This is a genomic window from Granulicella arctica (assembly GCF_025685605.1).
Lineage (GTDB): Bacteria > Acidobacteriota > Terriglobia > Terriglobales > Acidobacteriaceae > Edaphobacter > Edaphobacter arcticus.
Genome location: NZ_JAGTUT010000001.1, coordinates 3,610,146 through 3,629,986, shown reverse-complemented (window position 1 = coordinate 3,629,986; position 19,841 = coordinate 3,610,146). Strand labels below are relative to the sequence as shown.

Here is a 19,841-nt window from a genome sequence, read left to right as displayed (position 1 = left end):
GCAGCAGACAGCCAGCCGGGTTTTATCAACCCCCAAAAAGAAAGGCCCGGGAGCAATCCCGGACCTTTCCCTCCACATCCATCACTTACGCGATGGCAGCTTCCGCCTCGCTCAAAACCTCGTCCCGAACGATCTCGTCAGCCACAGCCTCCGTAACCGTCTTGGGCAGAGCCACCGCCAGCACATCTTCGATATGCGTGGCATAGTGAATCGTCACGCCCTCGATCTGGTCCGGCGTCAGGTCCTCATCGACCTGCTGCTTGCACTCCTTCGGCAGGATCACGTCGCGCACACCAGCCCGCTTCGCCGCAAGGAATTTCTCCTTGATCCCACCAACCGGCAGCACATTACCACTCAGCGTAATCTCGCCCGTCATCGCCGTAAACGGCCGAATCGGAACATTCGTCAACAGGCTAACGAGAGCCGTAGCCATCGTCACACCAGCCGAAGGACCATCCTTCGGGATCGCTCCCGCAGGCACATGGATATGCAGGTCGAGATCCTTCGTAAAGTCCTCCTCGAGCCCCAGCGAAGCAGCATTGGATCGAACCCACGTCAGCGCAGCCTGCATCGACTCCTTCATCACATCGCCGATCTGCCCCGTGATGTTGAAGCCGCCCTTGCCCTTCATCTTGTTCGCCTCGATGAAGAGAATGTCGCCGCCAGCAGGCGTCCACGCCAGCCCGACCACAACACCAGCCCGCTTCGTCCGCTCGGCAATCTCCGTATCCACACGCACCTTGATGCCACCAAGGAACTCATGGATGATCTCCGGCGTAATGATTAGCTTCTCGCTGCGACCCTCTGCAATCTTGCGAGCCAGCTTCCTGCAAACCGTACCGATCTGCTGCTCCAGCTTACGAACGCCAGCCTCCCGGGTATAGTGCCGTGCGATCAGATGCACGCTCTCCCGTGGAAACTCGATCTGCCCCTCTTCGATCCCGTTCTCCTTGATCTGGCGCGGGATGAGGTACTTGATGGCGATGTTGACCTTCTCCTCTTCCGTATAGCCAGTCAGTTCGATGATCTCCATACGATCGAGCAGCGGTCCAGGAATCGTATCGAGCTGATTCGCCGTGCAAATAAATAGCACCTTGCTCAAATCGAACGGCTGATCGAGATAGTTGTCGCGGAACGTGTTGTTCTGCTCCGGGTCAAGTGTCTCCAGCAACGCGCTCGCCGGATCACCTCGGAAGTCGCGCCCCAGTTTGTCGATCTCATCCAGCATGAAGACAGGGTCCTTCACCTCGACCCGCTTCAAGTGCTGGATAATCTGGCCTGGCAGTGCACCGATATACGTCCGGCGATGCCCGCGAATCTCCGCCTCGTCATGCATACCCCCCAGCGAGATACGGGAGAACTTGCGATCCAGTGCCTTTGCGATCGACCGCCCCAGCGAGGTTTTACCCACACCCGGAGGTCCAACAAAGCACAGGATTGGCCCCTTCATATCCGGCTTCAAGCGCCGTGCCGAGAGGTAGTCCAAAATGCGATCCTTGACCTTCTTCAGCCCGTAGTGATCCTCATCGAGAATCTCCTTCGCCTTCAGAATGTCAACCTCGCCCGCCGAGGTCTTACCCCACGGCAGCACAGCCAGCCACTCCACATAGTTCCGCGTCAGCGAGTAGTCCGCAGCCGCAGGATTCATCCGGCTCAGCCGTCCAAGCTCCTTCAGCGCATCCTTCTTAACCTCATCGGTCATGCCTGCGTTTTCGATCTTCTCCCGCAGCTCCGCAATATCCTTCTGCGTATCGTCGACGTCGCCAAGCTCCTTCTGGATAGCCTTCAACTGCTCCCGCAGGTAGTAATCCCGCTGCGACTGCTGCACGGAATCCTGCACCTCGGTCTGGATCTTGTTGCGCAACTGCTGCACCTCAAGCTCCTTCGCCAAGTGCTTGTTTACGCGCTCCAGACGCTTCGCAATGTCGGGCATCTCCAACAACTCCTGCTTATCCGTCGTCGTCAGGAATGGCAGCGAAGAGGCGATAAAGTCCGCCAGCCGACCCGGCTCCTCGATGTTGATCGCAATCGTCTGCAGATCATCCGAGAGTGTAGGCGAGGAGGTCACAATCTGCTGAAACTGGCTCACTACATTGCGCTGCAGCGCCTCCGTCTCAGGCGACTCGACCGGCTCAATCTCCGGAATCGTCTCGGCTCCGGCAATCATGAACGGCGAAGTCTGCGTGAACTCGCCTAAACGCACGCGCTCATTTCCCTCCGTAAACACGAAGAGACTCTGGTTCGGCATCTTGACGACCTTGTGAACTGTCGCCTTTGTGCCGATCGTATGCAGGTCGGACGCCTCAGGACTGTCCTGGCGGGCATCCCGCTGCGCAACCACAAGGATCGTCTTCTCTTCCCCAAGTGACTGAATCAATTGGATCGAACTCTCACGCCCTACCGTTAGAGGCAGGACGGCATGGGGGAATAACACAGTATCCCGTACCGGAAGCACGGGGATTGGGCGGGATTCACCTTGACTGCTCCCGGTGGATTCTTTGGTGGCCTTCGGCTGGATAACGCTAACGAAATCGTTTGGCATTGAGTGTCCTTCTATCAAGTTTCATGCTATTCGATGCAGCAAGTCAAGCGAAGGACGCAAACCCATCGCCGGACCCATCCATCCCTCAATCATCGGCCTCACACAGGTCCTCTTCACAGAACATCCCACAAGATTCAAGACGCTCGATCGCAAAAGACACTTCGTCCACTCCGCAGACGCTACACTTGTCGCCATGAAGCGTACCCCCGGCCTGATACTCTCCGCAATCACACTCGGCATCTTCGCTGTCGGCATGCTGCTCTTCACAGCCCTGATCGTCGCGTCCGGGTTCTTCATGCGCAACCATCCGACAACGCCTGCGCCGCATCCCTTCGTCTTGCCTGTGCTTCTCGCGGCGGCCTTTTTCTTCCTCGCGGTAGCGATCTGGTCGACCTGCACCGTCGTCGGTCTCCTCTTCCTCCGACCCTGGTCTCGCTATTCCGTTCTGATTCTTGGAGGTTTGCTGACCGCAGGCGGAGTCCTGTCCCTGCTCGGCATTGCTACCGTCCTCCTCAGTGGGCAACTCCTGCCCCCCTCAGGCTCGCAGTCGCCAACGACTGTAGCCTATACGCACCTTATCTTTGCCGTCATCGCAGTCTTCTATGCCTTCGTCGCTGCCGTCGGCACCGTATGGCTCGTCTATTTCAACCGGCGCACAACCCGCGAACTCTTCGTCCATCGCGCCCGCATCGACGAGAGCACCGGCTTGATACTCCCACCGCCTGATCCCTCCCGCCGCCCAACTGCCATCACCATCATCGCGTGCCTCAGCCTCATGGGAGCCGTCTGCTGTCTCATCATGGCTTTTATTCCCCTGCCTGCCTTTTTCATGGGAATCATCTTCGAAGGCATGCCCAGCCACGCGCTCTACGCAGGCCTTGCAATCGTCTCCGCCCTGATCGGCATCGGCCTTCTCCGTCTCAACCCGGCAGCGCGAATAGCCACCATGGCCGCCTTCGCGGTCGGAACGATCAACACCCTGATGACCTTCCTACCTTGGTACCAGGCCCGCTTTCGCGCTTACACCGAGCAGTTCAGCGCCAGGCTCTCACTGCCAGTCCCGAACACCGTCCAGGCGATCCACCAGGCAAACATGCAACTCATGATCTACGGAATCTTCGGGATTATTCTTTACGGCTACCTCATCTGGCTGCTCCATCGGCACCGCACAGCCTTCACTGAACCACCTCCGCTTCAAGCCGCCGTGTAGCGACCAAGCTCTTTCACCATCCGGCAGTGAGCCCGCAGCGCGGCAACCGCAGCATCAGCCTTCTCTGGTCTGTCGAACCGTACGTCCACATAGAACACATACTCCCACGGGCTTCCCGGCACCGGCCGCGACTCGATCTTCGTCAAGTCGACCCCGGCAGCGTTCAGCACCTCCAGCGCCGCCACCAGCGATCCCGGCCTGTGTTCAATGGCAAATGCCAGGCTCATCTTGTCCGGATTGGACGGGCTCTCCGGCAGAGGAACACTATCCCGCACAACAAGGTGGAAGCGTGTGAAGTTCTCCGCGTGATCCTCAACTCCTGCAACCAGCACCGCCGCACCATACTGCTCAGCCGCCAGTATCGGAGCGATACCCGCCGCATCCAGCAGACCATCCTGCATCACCCGCTTTACGCTTCCAGCCGTGTCATAAAACGGGACGATCTCCAGATCACGATGCTGATCGAGAAAGTGCCGGCACTGCGCCAAGGCAACCGGATGCGACATGATCCTGCGGATATCGCCGAAAGCCACGCCCGGCATAGCCATGACATTGTGGCGGATGTGCAGCAGGCTCTCCCGATCGATACGCACCGGTTGCGCCAGCAGCAGATCGTAATGCTCGGCAACCGAACCGTGCAAACTGTTTTCGATCGGCAGCACCGCGCCATCCACATCGCCTGCAACGACGCGCTCAAACACCTCTGTCGACACACCACACGCCACGATCTCAACGTGTCTGACCCCATCGCCAAGCATCGCAAGAGCGGCCATGTGGCTGTTCGAACCGAGCTCTCCCTGGATTGCAGCTCTCACCCTGAATTCTCCGCCATTTCAAATTTAATCAACAATTGGCAACCTCATTCCTGCGCGTCGCAACCTACTTCATGAGGCTGAGAAGCCTGAACTACCAAGCTTATGGCAGAACCTATGCCGGGGCGACTCATCAGGAGAAATAACATGCTTTGGACTATCACGATCATCCTAGTCGTCCTCTGGCTCGTAGGACTTGTCAGCAGCTACACCCTTGGCGGATGGATCCACATCCTCCTCGTACTCGCGATCATCGTGCTCATCTTCAACCTACTCTCTGGACGACGAGCACTCTGATTACCTGCCAGCCCGGCATTATCAGGCTGGCTCCATCAACACCATCAGCATAAGGTTTCGGAGAAGGTTATGAATCAGGACAACGCAGGCGGAAAGTTCGATCAGATTGCAGGCAAGATCAAGCAGGGCGTAGGCGAAGCCGTTGGCAACGAAAAGCTTGCCAATGAAGGTGCAGCGGAGCAGGTCAAGGGTCACGCAAAGGAAGCGTGGGGCAATGTGAAGGACGCCGCTTCAGATACTCATGATTCCACAAGTGCCGACGCTCATGTTCGTGCCGAGGAAGCTAAGTTACATGCTGAGCAAGCTGGTCACGACACGCGCAACTCAATTACCTCTGCTGCCGAGCACCTAAAGGACAGCATCAACCGTGGTATCGATCACCTCAAGGGCGACGACCGCCGGTAGGCTCTCTACCAGATAGCAGAAGCCCGCCTCCCGAGGCGGGCTCTTGCTATTTGACGAACAGTTCAGCTGCCGCAATAAACAGAAAGAACACAACCGAGATCACGCCGTTTAAGGTAAAGAACGCGGCGTTCATTCGCTTCAGATCGTGCGGAGCAATGATGCTGTGCTCGTACAGCAACAGCAGCGCCACAACAGCAAGACCCGACTCTGCAATTAAGCCCAATCCGAACAACTGTACAAGCCATACCAGCAGGACCATCATGCCGACGTGCATCAAGCGCGCCATCCAGAACGCTCCGGTCAGCCCAAATGCCTGCGGCACACTGTTCAATCCCACCTTGCGGTCGTGCTCGAAGTCCTGACACGCATACAGAATGTCGAAGCCACCCACCCAGAGCAGCACCGCACACGTCAGCACCACAATCCGCGGATCGAGCGAGCCGCGAACGCCAATCCACGCCGCCGACGGCGCAATACCCAATGCGATCCCCAGCACGAAGTGTGACCAGCGTGTCACCCGCTTCATGTAGCTATAAGCCAGCACCACCGCCAGGGCAATCGGCGCAAGCTCGAGCGTAAGCCGATTCAACATCGCTGCTCCAAGCAGAAACAGCAGCACTGAAGCGACCACAAATCCACCAACGAAGCGCGTCTGCAACGCCCCGGCCGGCAACGCACGCGCCGCGGTCCGCGGATTGGCCGCATCCAGCTTCGCGTCGACCAGGCGATTGAACGCCATCGCTGCAGATCGAGCCGCAACCATGCACACCACAATCCAGAACAGCGCCCGTAACGGTGGCCATCCACCCGCGGCCAGCACCGCCCCGGTGAGTGCAAACGGAAGAGCAAAGATGGAGTGCTCCCACTTGATCATCTCCAGCGTAGCCACCGTGTTCTTCCATACACTCGTCATGCTTCCATCTTAAATTGAAAAGGCCACGCGAACCGGGCCGCGTGGCCTTTTCTCATCCGTTGAGGAGCTATCGATCTGAACCGCCACCAGCAACCTGCAAATTGTTGACGACCTTGAACACACTCGGAACCTGATTCGCGCGAATATTTGCGACGTCCTTATCCATCTGGTTGTCGACCACACCCGACAGTGTCACATTCCCGTTCACCACTGTGATGCGAATCGGCTTAGCCGGATCGATTGCATACTTGTTAAGCTGCGGAGCACCATAAATCGCGCGAGCCTCCGACAGCCGAATACGGTCATCCATAGGCGACGTAGGAGCGACCTCGATGTTGTCAACCACATCCTTCACACCCGGATAGTTCGCCACCAGGCTCAGCGCTGAATCCTTGTCCGTAGGTCCATACGCCGTACCCCCCAGTGTCACCACACCATTCTGCACAGCGATCGTCAGCGCGTTGAAGGCCGTCGTCCCATAACCCACCCGATCATAAGCCAGCTTCTCACCCAGTTTGTTTCGCAGCTGCGCATCTTCAACAACCGGCCCGGCAACCTCAATCATGTTCTGGATGCCCTTCACGTTCTTGCGGTGATGTGCCTTCTTATCCGCATCCTCTTTGTCGCTGAACACGGCAACAGAACCAGTCAGTGTCACCACGCCGTTCTGGACATTGGCCTTCACATCCCTGAATTTTTTGTTGTCGAGCGCTTTACTCACATCAGCCTGGATCTGCGCATCAGGTCCGCTCGCTATGTCCGCACCGGTCTGAGCCTTCGCGACACGAATGCCACCAAATGCCATCACTAAACCAAGCACGCCCGCGCTTAGAACTCGCTTACTAATTCCGACGTTCATCACATCACCTCGCAGTTGCACCATCTTTTTGAGACGCGCTACCGGCAAGAAAAGTGATCTAGCGATAGCGCTGACGCAACTTATACACGATGCTGAACACACCCGTCTCATCGCGAGTGACCACGACGGACTTGTTCGGAGTGAGGTTGTACTGCACCTGGATCAGTTGCTGAGCCGACTGGTTCACATTGGTCGCAAACGTCGCCGTGATCTGCTTCGAGATCTGCTGCTGCACCGTGATCCTCGCGGATGAGTTCCCCAGCGTGCCAACAAACGCCGGATCGATCTTCACGCTTCCTACACCGAACAGCTTCTCCACGCGGTTGCTCACTGTTGCATTCAGCGCTCCGCCAAGCAGCGAACTTGTCGTCGGGTCGGTACCGGCCTGCACCTGCTGCTCCTGATAAAGCTGCGCCTCTTCCTGCGTCCGTCCCAGTGCCAGCAACGCAAACACATCCGCCTCGCTCAGCGGCGGCTCCGATCGATATGTTGGTTTCAGATTCGTAGTCGTCCCATGCAGCCCAATGGTTACGTCGTAGTTTTCAACGCGCGCCGTCGCATCCAGGTCGATCACCGGATCGATCCGAACTGGATTGGTGAAATAAATATCACCACGCTGTAGCTGGTACGTCGTTCCCGCAAAGGTCGCGCTGCCATCCGTAATCTGAATCCGACCAAGTACCGAAGGGTCTGCAACCGTCCCGCGAATTGTCAGGTCAACCGTTCCAGCCAGCTTCGCATACGAGTTCTGGAAGTCTAGTTGCGGCGAACTCGTGATGTGAACATCCATACGAATCTTGTTCGTAGGCGCATCAGGATCAGGCGGCGCACTCACACCACCCGCCGATGCAAAGGCCGCAAAGTCAACATCGGCGCCGATACCAAACCGAGTCAGCAACACGTTGCCACTCAGCAAGAGATTGTCGGGTCCACCCTGCAGTTTAAGCGCAACGTTCGCCGTAGCACTAAGCCCGTTCAGTCGCACACGCACTGTGTCACCAGTCGCAGTCAGATCGGCAAAAATGCCATTCTTGTACGTCAGAAAGCCGCCAATCTTCAGCAGCCCACCACCGGTAGTTGCCGTCAGGTTCTGCACCTGCAGGCGATCTTCGTTGAAGACAAGTGTACCGTTCAGATTCGTCAAGCCATTGGCAACACCATCCATCGCAAGGTTGACACCTTCGAACTGCACCTTGCCGGTCAACGCCGGATTCTTGACCTGGCCCCCTGCCCCAACCGTGAACTCCGCTTTACCACTCGCAATAATGTCGGGGTCAAACGTATGCGCCAGCGCGAAACTCACGCTGCCGTTCGCCTTTACATCCAACGCACCGCCCTTAGGATCGGTCGCGCCAAACACCTGCGCCGTGCCGCTCGCATGGAGGTCAGTATCCTGCCCGGTGATGTGAATCTGGTCGAGATGCGCGATCCCATCGCGAAGGCTAACGCGAATCGGCTCTGCCGCCTTTAACTCAATCCCCTGCAACTTAACATCCACATTATCCAGCTCTGCATTGCCGCTCAACGCCTTGGGAGTAGCCAGCGGCCCACTTACCGTCACCACACCGCTGATCGCCGAACTAGCCTTGATCGTGCTCGACGGCGAGAACAGCACCAGCGGCTTCCCGATATCGAGTCCCGTCAGCGTCAACTTCGCCTGCGTATCGTAGTTACCCACCAACTGTGTCTGTCCCGCAAGGTCGAGCCTGGCACCAACCAGCGTCGACTGCGCCGTAAAGGTCAGCACCTTACCCTCGCTGTGAAGGTTCGCCGCCAGGTCACCAAGCGGCTGGCTATCAAAAGTAAGATTTGCGAGCTTCACATTGGCCTTAAGCCCAGGCTCCGTTAGGGTTCCGTTTGCATCCGCCACAAGGCTAAGGACACCGTCAGCATTCGTTCCCGCCTGCTGCAAACTCTTGAACTTCGAAAGCTGAAGATAGTTACCTTCGATATGACCGTGCAGATGCTCGGACGCCATATCGTAGCCGCCGTTACCCGTGATCTGCATCCCATGCAGCTTCAAGGCGACGTTGCTCGCCTCAATATCCTGCCCCTTCACCGCCAGGTCCACCGCAACCGAGTCATACGGCTCGCCATAGGCCACACCGTTCACCAGCGAGACCTGGCCGGAACCCGTCAAGTTCTTCATCGTTCCCGCAGCATGCGCGTTGACATTCAGCACACCCGTCAGCGGAATCGCCTGCTGTCCAGCAATCGTCAGCACATCCACAACCTGCGCGTTCGCAAGTTGCACCTTCGCATCAATCGCGACCTGGTCATCCCAGACATACGTCACCGCCCGCCGCCGCTCCACACGCCGCGGCCGCACCGTGCCCGACACATTCAGCACAGCAGTCCCACGCTTGATCGTCGATGTCGCGACCGCTAGTCCAGCCTGCGGAGAATACTCAGCATCCGCCGTCACCGAGTCGACCTGCACATCTGTAGTCCCCTGCTTTACCTCAAGCTGCGTAGCCTGGAGGTGACCCTTCAAATCCAGATCAACAAGCCGCCCCCGGGCAGTGCCATTGAACGAGACGCCGCCGTGCAGCACAATCGGCAACGCCGCGACGCCCTTCTTTCCATTCGAAGCAACACCAAGCGTCTGCAGGAGCTGGTCATACTCAGACAGATCTCGCACATTCAAGTCAGCACGCAAATCTGTCAGCGGATCTCCCTTGTTTACGCCCAGTACACCACTCGCCGTCAGCGTCGATTGCGGAGTCTGAATCGCAAGCCGCTGCACCTGCACAACCTCTGTCTTTCCGGTGTAGTGGCCTAGCACCTGCCCACTCACAGGAATATCCGACAATGCACCCTTACGCCGCACACCAGTCGGCGCAAGCTTCAGATCAGCCTGAACCTCAACCGTGTCAGCAATCTCCGTCGCCGGGCCACCCCACTCCACCTGGATCGGTCCCGAGACCGACGTATCGAATCCAAGATCTCCATAGTTCTTAGGAGCGGCAATCTCCATAATCGCCCGCAGTGGAATCTTCGAGGCGGTAGCGGTGAGATACGCATGCGCCGTCTGCACCGGTGGCAACTTGTTACTCGTCGTCACAACCGGCGCAGCATTCAGAGCCTTGGCAGTCTTGTTCGCAGTAGTCGTCGCGCCAGCCACCGTAGGTGATGTCACAGGCGCATTCGCAGGAACCTCGCCCAGCCAGTTCGTAATCCGCAGGTCACCTTCCGCGCTACCACCGCCCGGCAGATAGCCGGTCAATGCTGTGAACAGCAGCTCTGTCGGTGTGATGTGAAGCTGTGCACTACCGTTGATGTCGTGCAGTCGTACATTCTCGTCCACATAGCCCGCATTGTGCAGCTTCGCCGAACCCACAAGCAGGTATCCAGCCTTGCAATCCGGATCAGGCGGCAGCACCTTCACACTTGGCTTCGCCTCTGTCTTTCGATGACGCAACTCCCAGAAGTGCGGATGCTTCTGCGCCACAGCAGGAGCCGTCGTGCAGTTATGCCCGTTCAGGTCAATGTCTACCGTCCCGGCCTTCAATCCATCAAAACCCGAGAGCACAGAGATCTGCGTCAGCTCCAGCGCACCCTTTACCTTCGCTTGCCACTCCGGCTGCGCAAAATGATTGATCGTCCCCGAAGCCTCCAGCACCGAAGACTTACCCGTGTTGAACTCAAACTTCTTCAACGCCGCCATATCGCGGCCTACCTCTGCTTCGATATGCAGCTTCGACTGTGCCTCCGGCTCCTTCTGCATCTTCGTCCGAAGATCATTCAAATCGATAGTAGCGCCGTAGTGATCTGACGCCGAAAGATATTGCACCTGCGCATTCAGATCCCGCGCAGCCAGGTCAAAGGGAATTGCGCGATCGTTCAACAACGCCACACCATTCACGAGTTCAACCTCGTGCGCCTTAAGATCAAGCAGCGTATCGATCACCGGCGTATTACTTGTGCTCGGATGCTTCGGCACCGGCTGGTTCGTCTTACCGTTCTTGTCGATAATCAAATGCACATGCGGCTGTTCGACGCGCAGCAGATTCAACCCAATATGCCCTGCCGCCCCACCCGCAGTATGCGCAAAGAAGTTGATAATCTGCACGCGCACCAGGATGCGATCCGCCGAGAGATACGGAGGCTCATCCGGACCCTCAAGCCCGTGAATGACTAACCCATTCGCCTCAATCGCGAGATGCCGCAGGCTGAAGCTGATACTCCGCAACTCGACGCGTCCGCCAGTTGCATCCTCGAGAACACCAACGACTTCCTTGCCCACACGTCTTTGGAAGTCCGCCGTTGTCGTATACCAGGCAGCACCACAAAGAAGCACAACGATCAGCAAAAAGATTCCAAGCAGCGTCCAGGCAATAGGACGGGTAATCCTGCCCAACAGCGACCGATGACGAGTCGTACCCGAACCGTTCTCTGGAACGCTCATGGAGTCACCTCGCCTGGCGTCGTCATCCGCACCGACCCTTGCGCCTTTAGCGACTTCAACCAGTCCTCAAGCAACGCACCCACCTGCTGCTGCAGCAATATCTCCTGGATTCGGTCCGAGATGGTAGCCAGCTTTGGCGGCGTCGCCTTCCGCCGCGCATACTCAGGCAGCAGCGTTTTGTCGTAATAATCCTTGATCTCTGCAGGCGAAACCCGAATGCCCATCTTGAAGCGCTGCTCAATAAACCGCAGCACCTCCATCCGCTCACGCCACCGATCCGTTAACTCAGACAACACGAATCCCTGGTCCACGACAAACTTATCCCAGCCCGCGTCCGTCTCGCACTTGTACTCCTTGCAGGCCGGAATATCCTTACGCAACGTAGCCAGTTGCTCGTTAACCTCTGCGTCCGTAATCGGAGGTTGCGGCTGCAACTTCTCCTGCTGCAGAATCAGTGTCCTGTCTACCAATCGCTCTACCGTTTTATCTCGCGAGTAGGCTTGGGTCTGATCCCGAAACGGTTGGAATGCTTGGAAACGCCGTTCTTCATCCACATCACTCTCAAGTACGAGATCGCCATTTACCACCGCGACCACTTGATCGATGACCACTCCCTGCGCCGGCGGCACCGCAGCGGCAGCTTGACCAAAGCCAGCAGGCGCGAGCGTCAACGCATACAGCATCGCTGCACTCATAGACACCCACGATAAAGTGATCCGGCTCACGCTCATGGTTAGAAGCTCTGTCCAATACTGAAGAAGAAGTTAAAGTGCCCAGCCTTACCCTCATATGGGTTACTGCCGTTGAAGTCGAAGATCACCGGATAAACCGGCGGATTGAGGTTGTAACTAAAGTCAACACGAATCGGTCCGACCGGCGTCTTGTATCGCGCGCCAAGGCCAAGAGCATGAGAGAAGTAATTAAAGTCACATGTTCCGACGGTATTTGTCTGGCCAGGCGTACCCGAAACATTCGCACACGTCTGCTGATTCGGCTGGTGGTAACGCAACACGCTGGGGAACATGTCACCAATATGGTTGAACGCATTACCCATATCGTGGAAGACCACGAACGAAACACTGTCGCCGACAACGGGCAAAGTAGGTGGAGGCAGTCGCAACTCGACGGTATTAATCAATGCAGCCGATCCACCAACCGGAAACCCGGTCTGGAGGTCGCGAGGGCCAGCATCATTGATACCAAATCCGCGATGCGACGTAGCACCACCCGCGTACAACCGTTCCGGCAAAGGCACGGGGTTGCAGCTTGCGTTCGTAGCCAGCAGGATGCCAAAGCACGCTGAGGTTGGATCAGAAGAGATATTTGGATTCACGCCAAAAGAATTTTCGAAGCCAAGCCGCGTGTTCCGAGCCAGTACATATTTCTTCTTACCAAATTGGTAGTAGGTCGAGTTAGTAATATCCAGCCGGTTGAAGTCCGTCTGCGACCCAAACTTCGAAGAAGCAATAAACTCCTGCACCGACGTGTACGAACCCTTTGTCGCATCCAGCGGACTAGGCTGCCGCGTATCGTGGAACCACGTAATGCCAGGACCGCCCACACGCACAGGCTGCGACAACTGCGGAATCAGATTCGAAGAAACCTGCAAAGTCGCTGGATTGACGGACACCCGCCTGTACTGAAAGTCATAAATAAACGTGTCTGTCTTACGAACCTTTTGCGTCAAGCGAACATCACCTTGCAGCGTCGACGCTTGGAAGGTCGTAATATTCTGCACGTTCGAGTACCCACCCGATAGCGAGAAGTTGAGCGGAGGATGTCCAAGAAAGTGCGGATTCTGGAAGCTCAATGTCGCAACCTTCTCAAGCAGGCCATACGTTGTATGGAGCGTCAACGACTCGTCCGTGCCTCGAAGATTGATCCGCGAGACGTCGAGTGAAACTCGAGGACTTACTCCAGCGCTTCCATCCTGCTGTCCCGCCCCTGAGCAGGCCGGAGTAGGATTAGCACCGCAAAGAAGAATCAAGGATGCCGGTGAGATTTTGCCTTGTGTCGGCGTTCCCGTCTGCGCCTCAAAGCCGAATCCGTACGTCACATCCCACCGCTTCGCCTCTGTAACCTGTACCAGCACATTCTTTTCAGGAGCAGCGCCTGCAGGATTCTGCGGAGCTGCAACAACCTCGTTGAACAACGCAAGATTGTAAAGATTACGCTGCGTTTGAAGAAGAGCGCTCTCGTCCAGAGGGTCGCCGGGGTGAACGCGCAACTGGTCCTGCACCACCTTGGGCTTCGTGCGAATCACGCCCGACAGCAGCACATGATTGATAAAGATTTGCTGTCCTTCCGTGACATTCAACGTCACATCCGTCCGCGTCGGATCAGCGCCTTCCTTCTGTTGCTTGATCTCAATCCGTGCCTGGTCAAAACCGTTGCTCACGTAATAGCTCAGCACCTCGTCACGATCACCCGAAAGCGTAATCAGCGAGAAAGGCTGACCCTCCTGTGCATTCAACAGGGGCGTCACCGCCTTCATGCGCGTGGGGTCTACCCCCGTAAGCTTAATCACCCCAAACTTCTGCTGAGGTCCCTCCACAATCGTCAAAGCCACCTTGATCACAGCAACCTTGAGCGGCTTACCCTGCGGACCCTCGTCAATATCCTCGATCTTCGAAGTAACCTTTGCCTCATTAAATCCATTCGCACGATAGAGCGATTGAATCGAGTTACCATCGGCCGTAAGCAGCGACGGGCTGAACCGCCCAGCAGGCATGTAGGCATCGGCTTTTTGAACCCGCATGCGTTCCCGCAAGGTGTCATTGTTGAAGTATTTATTGCCATTCAGCGTAACGGCCATCACCTTGTGCTTCGTGCCCTTATTGACCGAGTACACAACCTGCTCATTCGGCGTCCCCCCGCCTATCACCTTCACCTCGACCGTCACATCGAAGAATCCCTGCTGCTGCAGGTAATCTTTAATATTGTGCGTACCTTCGTTCAACAGATCGTTGTCGATCGTGCCCTCTTCGAACACGGGAACGAGCAGGTGCAATCGACTTTTCGAAAACTTCGCGCCCTCGGTAATAACCTTCACCAGCGGCCCTTGGCTCGCTGTGAACTGGTAGTCAATCTGCCGACGCGTCGGGTCATACGTTGACTTCGTGAGCGCCGCCGTAGCTTCCAGACGATCCTTCTTCTGGTACTCCGCTCGCAGCTTCGTCAACGCGTTGCTCGTCGTGTCACGCGTCACCTTCGCCTTACGCTTCAACTTACCCTTCTTGCGGAACTCGGCCTCCGTAAGCCCGGGGTCGCTCCCCTGCAGCGTTACCTGGCCAATGCGCGCCTGCGGCCCAATGTTCACCGTATACGTCGCATCCACCTGCTGGTTCGCAGCGTCGATCGTCGATACGGCCACGACCGTCGGCTGAAAGAAACCGTTCTGCTGCAGAACCTGCTTGATCCCTTCGACGCCAGCATCGATCATCTCTTCAGAAAACGCCGTCCCCGGATCAAGCTTCGTTCCAAACTCCAGCAGCGACGCCAGCCGCTCTTCTTTGACCCCCTGAATCACAACCCGCCCGACGTAGTAGCGCGGGGTCCCGCCAAACACCAGCGTCACCGAATCACCCTGCCGAAGACTCCGAACATCGATATCCCGGTAGCGCCCGCTCTTGAAAAGCCTTCTCAGGCTGAGTCGCACCTTTTGGGGGTCAAGCGGCTCGCCCGCCTTCTGCGCTAACTCGTTCGGCAGCGTGTCGCCCGGATCAAACGTCACGCCTTCAAAGCGAATCGCATCTACATGGAGACCTTTAAACTGCCAGATCGTAGCGGCAAGCGATGGCACCGCTGGAGCGTCTTGAGTCGCTGCTGTGTTCTGTGCGTCACCTGGCTCAGCCTGACGCACAGGGGCTTGCGTAGAAGCGTTTGGAACGAGATCAGGGCGGCCGCCAGGAGCCACCGGACCAGGACTCGATGGCGCTGGAATTCCCTGACCAGCTGCAATTGACAAGGACAGGAAACCCAACCAGCAGGCAATCGCAAGACGCAGAAGAGTTCGCACGGGTACTACCGCCTGCTCGCTCTCAACTGACCACCGCGCACCCACCGTTATTTCCTCTTTCCGAAAAGCCCCTGTGACAGGGCCTGTCCCACCCATAGCCAACGCAACCACGGCTGCCTGGTCTTCAAGCTTTAGTCATTCGGCATTTGGATGCTGAAAGTAGCTGCATCGTCACCCGGATACAAATCGTCGCCCCGACCGTCTTTATACTATGAAATGAAGCTCCGCTTTGGAAGCTTCCCCACCCATGACCAACGCTGCTACCCCTACCTTCGATACACCGCGTTCTTCAGGCATCGCGACTGAAGATCGCTACTCTCGCCAGATCCTGTTCCCCGCCATCGGAGCCCTTGGCCAGCGTCGTCTTGCCGCCGCCCACGTCGCGATTGTCGGCGTTGGAGCGACGGGAGCCGCAGCGGCCTCGCTCCTCGCCCGCGCTGGCGTCGGCACCCTCACCCTCATCGACCGCGACTTCGTCGAAGCCTCTAACCTCCAGCGCCAGGTCCTCTTCGACGAGGAGGACGCCCGCAACTCGCTTCCGAAAGCAGAGGCAGCCCGCCGCAAGATCGCCCTCTTCAACTCCGACGTAACCGTGAACCCCCACATCGCCGATCTCGTCCCAGCCAACATCGCCGAGCTTCTAGCTCCAGCCGACATCATCCTCGACGCTACCGATAACTTCGAAACCCGCTACCTCATCAACGACTTCGCCGTCCAGCAAGGCAAACCCTGGATCTACGCCGCCGCCATCGGTGCCTACGCCGCGACGATGAACATCCTTCCCGCCCCGCTCGCAAACGCCACCGCCTGCCTCGCCTGCATCTTCCCCAAGCCCCCGACCGGTCCCGTAGAAACCTGCGACACCTCAGGAATCCTCTCCACCGCCGTCAACTTCGCCGCCTCCATCCAGGTCACCGAGGCCCTAAAATTCCTCACCGGCCAGCCCGAAGCCATGCGCCGCACCCTGCTCTCCTACGACCTCTGGACCAGTGAACACTCTGCCATCAGCAACGCCCGGCCCAACCCGGCCTGCACCGTCTGCGGGCAGCGCACCTTCACCCATCTGGCAGGAGAGGGCCGCCCACACATCACCCTCTGCGGTCGTAACTCGGTTCAAATCCACGAGCACCACCGCCCTGTGAACTTCACCTACATGCAGGCCCGCCTCGCCCAGCATGCCGACATCGCCGATCTCCGCTTCAACGATCTCCTGCTGCGTTTCCGTCGCGGTGCCCACACCCTTACTCTTTTCGCTGATGGCCGGGCCGTTATCCAGGGCACGACAGACATAACGGTCGCACGCACTCTCTACGCTCGCTTCATCGGCGCTTGATCCCGCCATACTCCGACTAGAACAACCTTTCTGAACCCAAAATGCTCTAATGCACTGATTCGAAAATAACCCTCGGTTGCGATACGCTGGAAATGGCGAGAACGCGGCGAAACAGGAACATACAGACCGGAATCGAGCCCAATGAGCACCCAAGGCACTCAGATGACGCAAGCACCAGCTAAGCCTAACTCTGGCTTATTCAAACGAAATCCTCCGATCGCCGGCGAAGCGGAAGCTATTGAAGCCGCCAAGAACGGCGATCCTGAAGCATTCTCCAAGCTCTACTCCCTTCACAAGCGTCGTGTCTACACTCTCTGCCTCCGCATGCTCGGCAACGTCTCCGAAGCCGAAGACATGACCCAGGAAGCCTTCCTCCATCTGTTCCGCAAGCTCGGCAGCTTCCGAGGTGAATCAGCCTTCTCCACCTGGCTTCACCGCCTCACCGTCAATCTCGTTCTCATGCACCTCCGCAAGAAGGGTCTGAACCTCGTCTCCCTTGAAGAGACCATCAACCCCTCCGAAGAGGACGCACCGAAGCGTGACTTCGGCAGCCGCGACCCCATCCTTTCAGGCTCCGTCGATCGCGTCGCCCTCGAGCGTGCCGTCGCCTCTCTCCCCCCCGGCTATCGCATGGTCTTTGTCCTCCATGACGTTGAGGGCTTCGAGCACAACGAGATCGCCACCATGCTCGAGTGTTCCACCGGCAACAGCAAATCCCAACTGCACAAAGCACGACTCAAGCTCCGCGAACTGCTCCGAGTCAACGGGCAGAACTCCCAGCAGGGCGGGCTCAAGGAGGTAGCGGTATGACCGAAATTACCGTACCTGAATTTCCCGATTTCGACACAATGACCCGTGCGGACTTCGAAAAGTATCTTCCGGACTTCTTCGCTGCCTCCTCCAATGGAAAAGTAAGCTCTGATCCTCGTCTTCAACGCTTTCTCGCGAACAATCCAGACGCAGCAGCATTGGTAAGCGATCTGGAGATCATCGCCGAACAGGCACGCGGCATGTTCAACACCGTGGAAGAGCCGAGCGAAGGTCTCTGGGACAAAATCGTCCACAAAATGGGCTCAGAGACAGCAGGACCCGAAACAAAATAGGCGCAAGGAATATCTTGCAACCGCAGTCAACAAGGTGTACCGTCTAGCAAGTATGAGCAACTCGTTCCAGACCGCTTCGTTTACCTACCGCTATTGGCGCAATTGCGCGGCCGAGCGGAGTACTCGCATGCATCTCTGAGAACCATACAAGCCTTTCAGAGAACTTCGAACTTCCCGAGCCGCGACCCCAAAGGTCGCGGCTTTTGCGTGTCCACCTCAATTTGCACCACGGAGAACTCCAATGACTGCCGCCCCGACCGCCACCGAAGTAGCCGCACCACCAAAACCCGTCCCGCAGCTTCCCCTGCACCTCAAACGCATCGTCCTCACCGGCTTCATGGGCGCTGGCAAGTCCACCATCGGCCGCCTTCTCGCCCGCCAGCTTAACTGGGACTTCCTCGACCTCGACGCTCACCTTGAATCCCGCACCAACTCGACCATCGCTGGCCTCTTCGCTCTCCACGGCGAGCCTCATTTTCGCCGTCTCGAATCCTCCGCCCTCGCCTCTGCCCTCGCCCACACCTCCACCGTCATCGCCCTCGGCGGCGGCACTCCCGAGGTCCTCACCAACCGCCTTCTCCTCGAGCAGACGCCCGGCACCTCTACCATCTTCCTGGACGCCTCCTTCGAAACCCTCTTCGATCGCTGCGTCCTTCAGGACATCTCCCGTCCCGTCCTCGCCGACCCCGAACTCGCCCGCACGCGCTTCGCCACACGCCAGCCCTTATACCGCCGTCTCGCCCGCCTCACCCTGCAGACCGAAGCCCTAACCCCCGAAGAGTCAGTCACCTCTCTCCTGCAATCTCTCGAAAAAATCACTCCAGGCCGCCGCTAACAGGCAAATCTCCGCATCACACGGTTGTACCCCATAGGAGATCGCCCTGGCCCCCATCACTGTCCAGCCCACGCCGAGCCCGGAGCAGACCCGCACGAACGCGCGCGCCAACATCATCTTCGCCGTCGGCGTCTTCCTCCTCCTCGCCCTCGCTTGGAAACTCAGCAAAGAGCTCGAGATTATCTACGTCAGCGCCCTCTTCGCCGTCGTCTTGATGCCGATCGTCGTCAAGATTACGAAGCTCAACATCCGCGGCTGGCACCCCTCTCGCCCCGTCGCTATAGTCGCCCTTATCGCTGCCGTCGCTCTCGCTCTCACCCTCTTCTTCACCATCGGACTTCCACCAGTCCTCCGCGACATCAAATCCTTCTCCGACGACCTGCCGCAAAAGCTGCCGCTCATCGTCGCTAAGATCAAGAAGGTGCCGATGGCCGACAAGATCGGCATCGACAGCATCGCCGCCCGCGCCGAAAACGCCGCCGCCGCGACCGCCAGCTATCTATTCTCCTCGCTACCCCTTTGGCTTTCCCACGTCTTCGACCTCCTCACCGCCGCCTTCCTCTGCATCTACTTCATGCTCGAGGGCGAGCATGCGTACGAGTTCTTCCTCTCTCTCTTCAGCTTTGACTCCCGCCGCCGCCTCGACGCCACCCTCAAGAAGGCCGAACTGAAGATGAGCAAATGGCTCCTCGGTCAAGGTCTCCTCATGCTGATCCTCGGGATCTGTAGCGTGATCGTCTTCGGCATCCTGCACGTCCGCTACTTCGTCCTGCTTGGCGTCCTCATGGGTATCCTGAACATCATTCCCATTGCGGGCGGTGTTATCACCATCATCCTCGCCGCCGGAGTCGCCGCCCTTGATTCCTGGCCCAAGATGTTCGGTGTCCTCATCTTCTACGCCATCTACATCAACATCGAGAACGCCGTGCTCACCCCGCGCATCATGAAGAGCAGCGTAGACCTCATGGGCCTCACCGTCCTCGTAGCCCTCCTCATAGGCACCGCCCTCGCCGGAATCGTAGGAGCCCTCGTAGCCGTCCCCACCGCCGCCCTCATCACCGTCCTCCTCGACGAATACGCCGTCCAACGAGACAGTCACGCCTGAT

General features: G+C 57.8%; 15 protein-coding genes. 8 read left to right on the top strand and 7 right to left on the bottom strand.

Annotated elements, in window-relative coordinates; translation table 11 throughout:
• Window positions 1–85: 85 nt before the first annotated feature.
• A complete protein-coding gene (gene lon / locus OHL20_RS15470; protein WP_263384077.1) occupies window positions 86–2,542 on the bottom strand; it encodes an endopeptidase La in 2,457 nt (818 codons plus the stop codon).
• A gap of 193 nt (window positions 2,543–2,735) precedes the next feature.
• Between lon and OHL20_RS15465 the strand changes: the two genes are divergently transcribed.
• Window positions 2,736–3,752, top strand: a complete 1,017-nt coding sequence (locus tag OHL20_RS15465) for a hypothetical protein (protein WP_263384076.1) — start codon at window positions 2,736–2,738, stop codon at window positions 3,750–3,752.
• Here OHL20_RS15465 and OHL20_RS15460 read toward each other — a convergent pair.
• The gene (locus OHL20_RS15460) at window positions 3,737–4,567 is read right to left on the bottom strand and encodes a prephenate dehydratase (RefSeq protein ID WP_263384075.1); all 831 of its coding nucleotides are present in this window, start codon (window positions 4,565–4,567) and stop codon (window positions 3,737–3,739) included. The two genes, OHL20_RS15465 and OHL20_RS15460, sit on opposite strands and share 16 nt — an antisense overlap.
• Before the next feature lie 144 nt (window positions 4,568–4,711).
• On the opposite strand from OHL20_RS15460, the gene OHL20_RS15455 reads away from it, so the two are divergent.
• Window positions 4,712–4,861, top strand: a complete 150-nt coding sequence (locus OHL20_RS15455) for a lmo0937 family membrane protein (RefSeq protein WP_263384074.1) — start codon at window positions 4,712–4,714, stop codon at window positions 4,859–4,861.
• Window positions 4,862–4,930: 69 nt separating this feature from the next.
• Window positions 4,931–5,266 (top strand): CsbD family protein, encoded by a 336-nt coding sequence (locus OHL20_RS15450; RefSeq protein WP_263384073.1) that lies wholly within the window; start codon window positions 4,931–4,933, stop codon window positions 5,264–5,266.
• Window positions 5,267–5,312: 46 nt separating this feature from the next.
• Here OHL20_RS15450 and OHL20_RS15445 read toward each other — a convergent pair whose 3' ends face one another.
• From OHL20_RS15445 to OHL20_RS15425, 5 genes are all read right to left on the bottom strand, one after another.
• A complete protein-coding gene (locus tag OHL20_RS15445; protein WP_263384072.1) occupies window positions 5,313–6,179 on the bottom strand; it encodes a UbiA-like polyprenyltransferase in 867 nt (288 codons plus the stop codon).
• Between the two features lie 67 nt (window positions 6,180–6,246).
• A complete protein-coding gene (locus OHL20_RS15440; RefSeq protein WP_263384071.1) occupies window positions 6,247–7,038 on the bottom strand; it encodes a BON domain-containing protein in 792 nt (263 codons plus the stop codon).
• 58 nt (window positions 7,039–7,096) lie between these two features.
• Window positions 7,097–11,446, bottom strand: coding sequence for a translocation/assembly module TamB domain-containing protein (locus tag OHL20_RS15435; protein WP_263384070.1), 4,350 nt, complete (start codon window positions 11,444–11,446; stop codon window positions 7,097–7,099).
• Entirely contained in the window at window positions 11,443–12,141 is a 699-nt protein-coding gene (locus OHL20_RS15430; protein WP_263384069.1) for a peptidylprolyl isomerase, read from the bottom strand. The genes OHL20_RS15435 and OHL20_RS15430 overlap by 4 nt, the downstream gene beginning before the upstream one ends.
• Before the next feature lie 38 nt (window positions 12,142–12,179).
• Window positions 12,180–15,413, bottom strand: a complete 3,234-nt coding sequence (locus OHL20_RS15425; RefSeq protein WP_263384068.1) for an outer membrane protein assembly factor — start codon at window positions 15,411–15,413, stop codon at window positions 12,180–12,182.
• Window positions 15,414–15,711: 298 nt separating this feature from the next.
• Here OHL20_RS15425 and OHL20_RS15420 point away from each other — a divergent pair, with 298 nt between their 5' ends.
• The 5 genes from OHL20_RS15420 (at window position 15,712) to OHL20_RS15400 (ending at window position 19,840) form a co-directional block, all read left to right on the top strand.
• On the top strand, window positions 15,712–16,797 hold the full coding sequence (locus OHL20_RS15420) for a ThiF family adenylyltransferase (protein WP_263384067.1): 1,086 nt from the start codon (window positions 15,712–15,714) through the stop codon (window positions 16,795–16,797).
• Between the two features lie 141 nt (window positions 16,798–16,938).
• A complete protein-coding gene (locus OHL20_RS15415) occupies window positions 16,939–17,607 on the top strand; it encodes an RNA polymerase sigma factor (protein WP_396272224.1) in 669 nt (222 codons plus the stop codon).
• Window positions 17,604–17,900 carry a hypothetical protein gene (locus OHL20_RS15410; RefSeq protein ID WP_263384066.1) on the top strand — a complete coding sequence of 99 codons (297 nt, stop codon included), beginning with the start codon at window positions 17,604–17,606 and terminating at the stop codon, window positions 17,898–17,900. Before OHL20_RS15415 ends, OHL20_RS15410 begins: the two co-directional genes overlap by 4 nt.
• A gap of 241 nt (window positions 17,901–18,141) precedes the next feature.
• The gene (locus OHL20_RS15405) at window positions 18,142–18,735 is read left to right on the top strand and encodes a shikimate kinase (protein WP_263384065.1); all 594 of its coding nucleotides are present in this window, start codon (window positions 18,142–18,144) and stop codon (window positions 18,733–18,735) included.
• 40 nt (window positions 18,736–18,775) lie between these two features.
• Window positions 18,776–19,840, top strand: a complete 1,065-nt coding sequence (locus OHL20_RS15400; RefSeq protein ID WP_317890986.1) for an AI-2E family transporter — start codon at window positions 18,776–18,778, stop codon at window positions 19,838–19,840.
• Window position 19,841 lies beyond the last annotated feature (1 nt).

Coding starts and splice junctions, on each gene's coding strand:
- lon (WP_263384077.1), bottom strand. CDS start 2,542: ATGCCAAACGATTTCGTTAGCGTTATCCAGCCGAAGGCCACCAAAGAA.
- OHL20_RS15465 (WP_263384076.1), top strand. CDS start 2,736: ATGAAGCGTACCCCCGGCCTGATACTCTCCGCAATCACACTCGGCATC.
- OHL20_RS15455 (WP_263384074.1), top strand. CDS start 4,712: ATGCTTTGGACTATCACGATCATCCTAGTCGTCCTCTGGCTCGTAGGA.
- OHL20_RS15450 (WP_263384073.1), top strand. CDS start 4,931: ATGAATCAGGACAACGCAGGCGGAAAGTTCGATCAGATTGCAGGCAAG.
- OHL20_RS15445 (WP_263384072.1), bottom strand. CDS start 6,179: ATGACGAGTGTATGGAAGAACACGGTGGCTACGCTGGAGATGATCAAG.
- OHL20_RS15440 (WP_263384071.1), bottom strand. CDS start 7,038: ATGAACGTCGGAATTAGTAAGCGAGTTCTAAGCGCGGGCGTGCTTGGT.
- OHL20_RS15435 (WP_263384070.1), bottom strand. CDS start 11,446: ATGAGCGTTCCAGAGAACGGTTCGGGTACGACTCGTCATCGGTCGCTG.
- OHL20_RS15430 (WP_263384069.1), bottom strand. CDS start 12,141: ATGAGTGCAGCGATGCTGTATGCGTTGACGCTCGCGCCTGCTGGCTTT.
- OHL20_RS15420 (WP_263384067.1), top strand. CDS start 15,712: ATGACCAACGCTGCTACCCCTACCTTCGATACACCGCGTTCTTCAGGC.
- OHL20_RS15415 (WP_396272224.1), top strand. CDS start 16,939: ATGAGCACCCAAGGCACTCAGATGACGCAAGCACCAGCTAAGCCTAAC.
- OHL20_RS15410 (WP_263384066.1), top strand. CDS start 17,604: ATGACCGAAATTACCGTACCTGAATTTCCCGATTTCGACACAATGACC.
- OHL20_RS15405 (WP_263384065.1), top strand. CDS start 18,142: ATGACTGCCGCCCCGACCGCCACCGAAGTAGCCGCACCACCAAAACCC.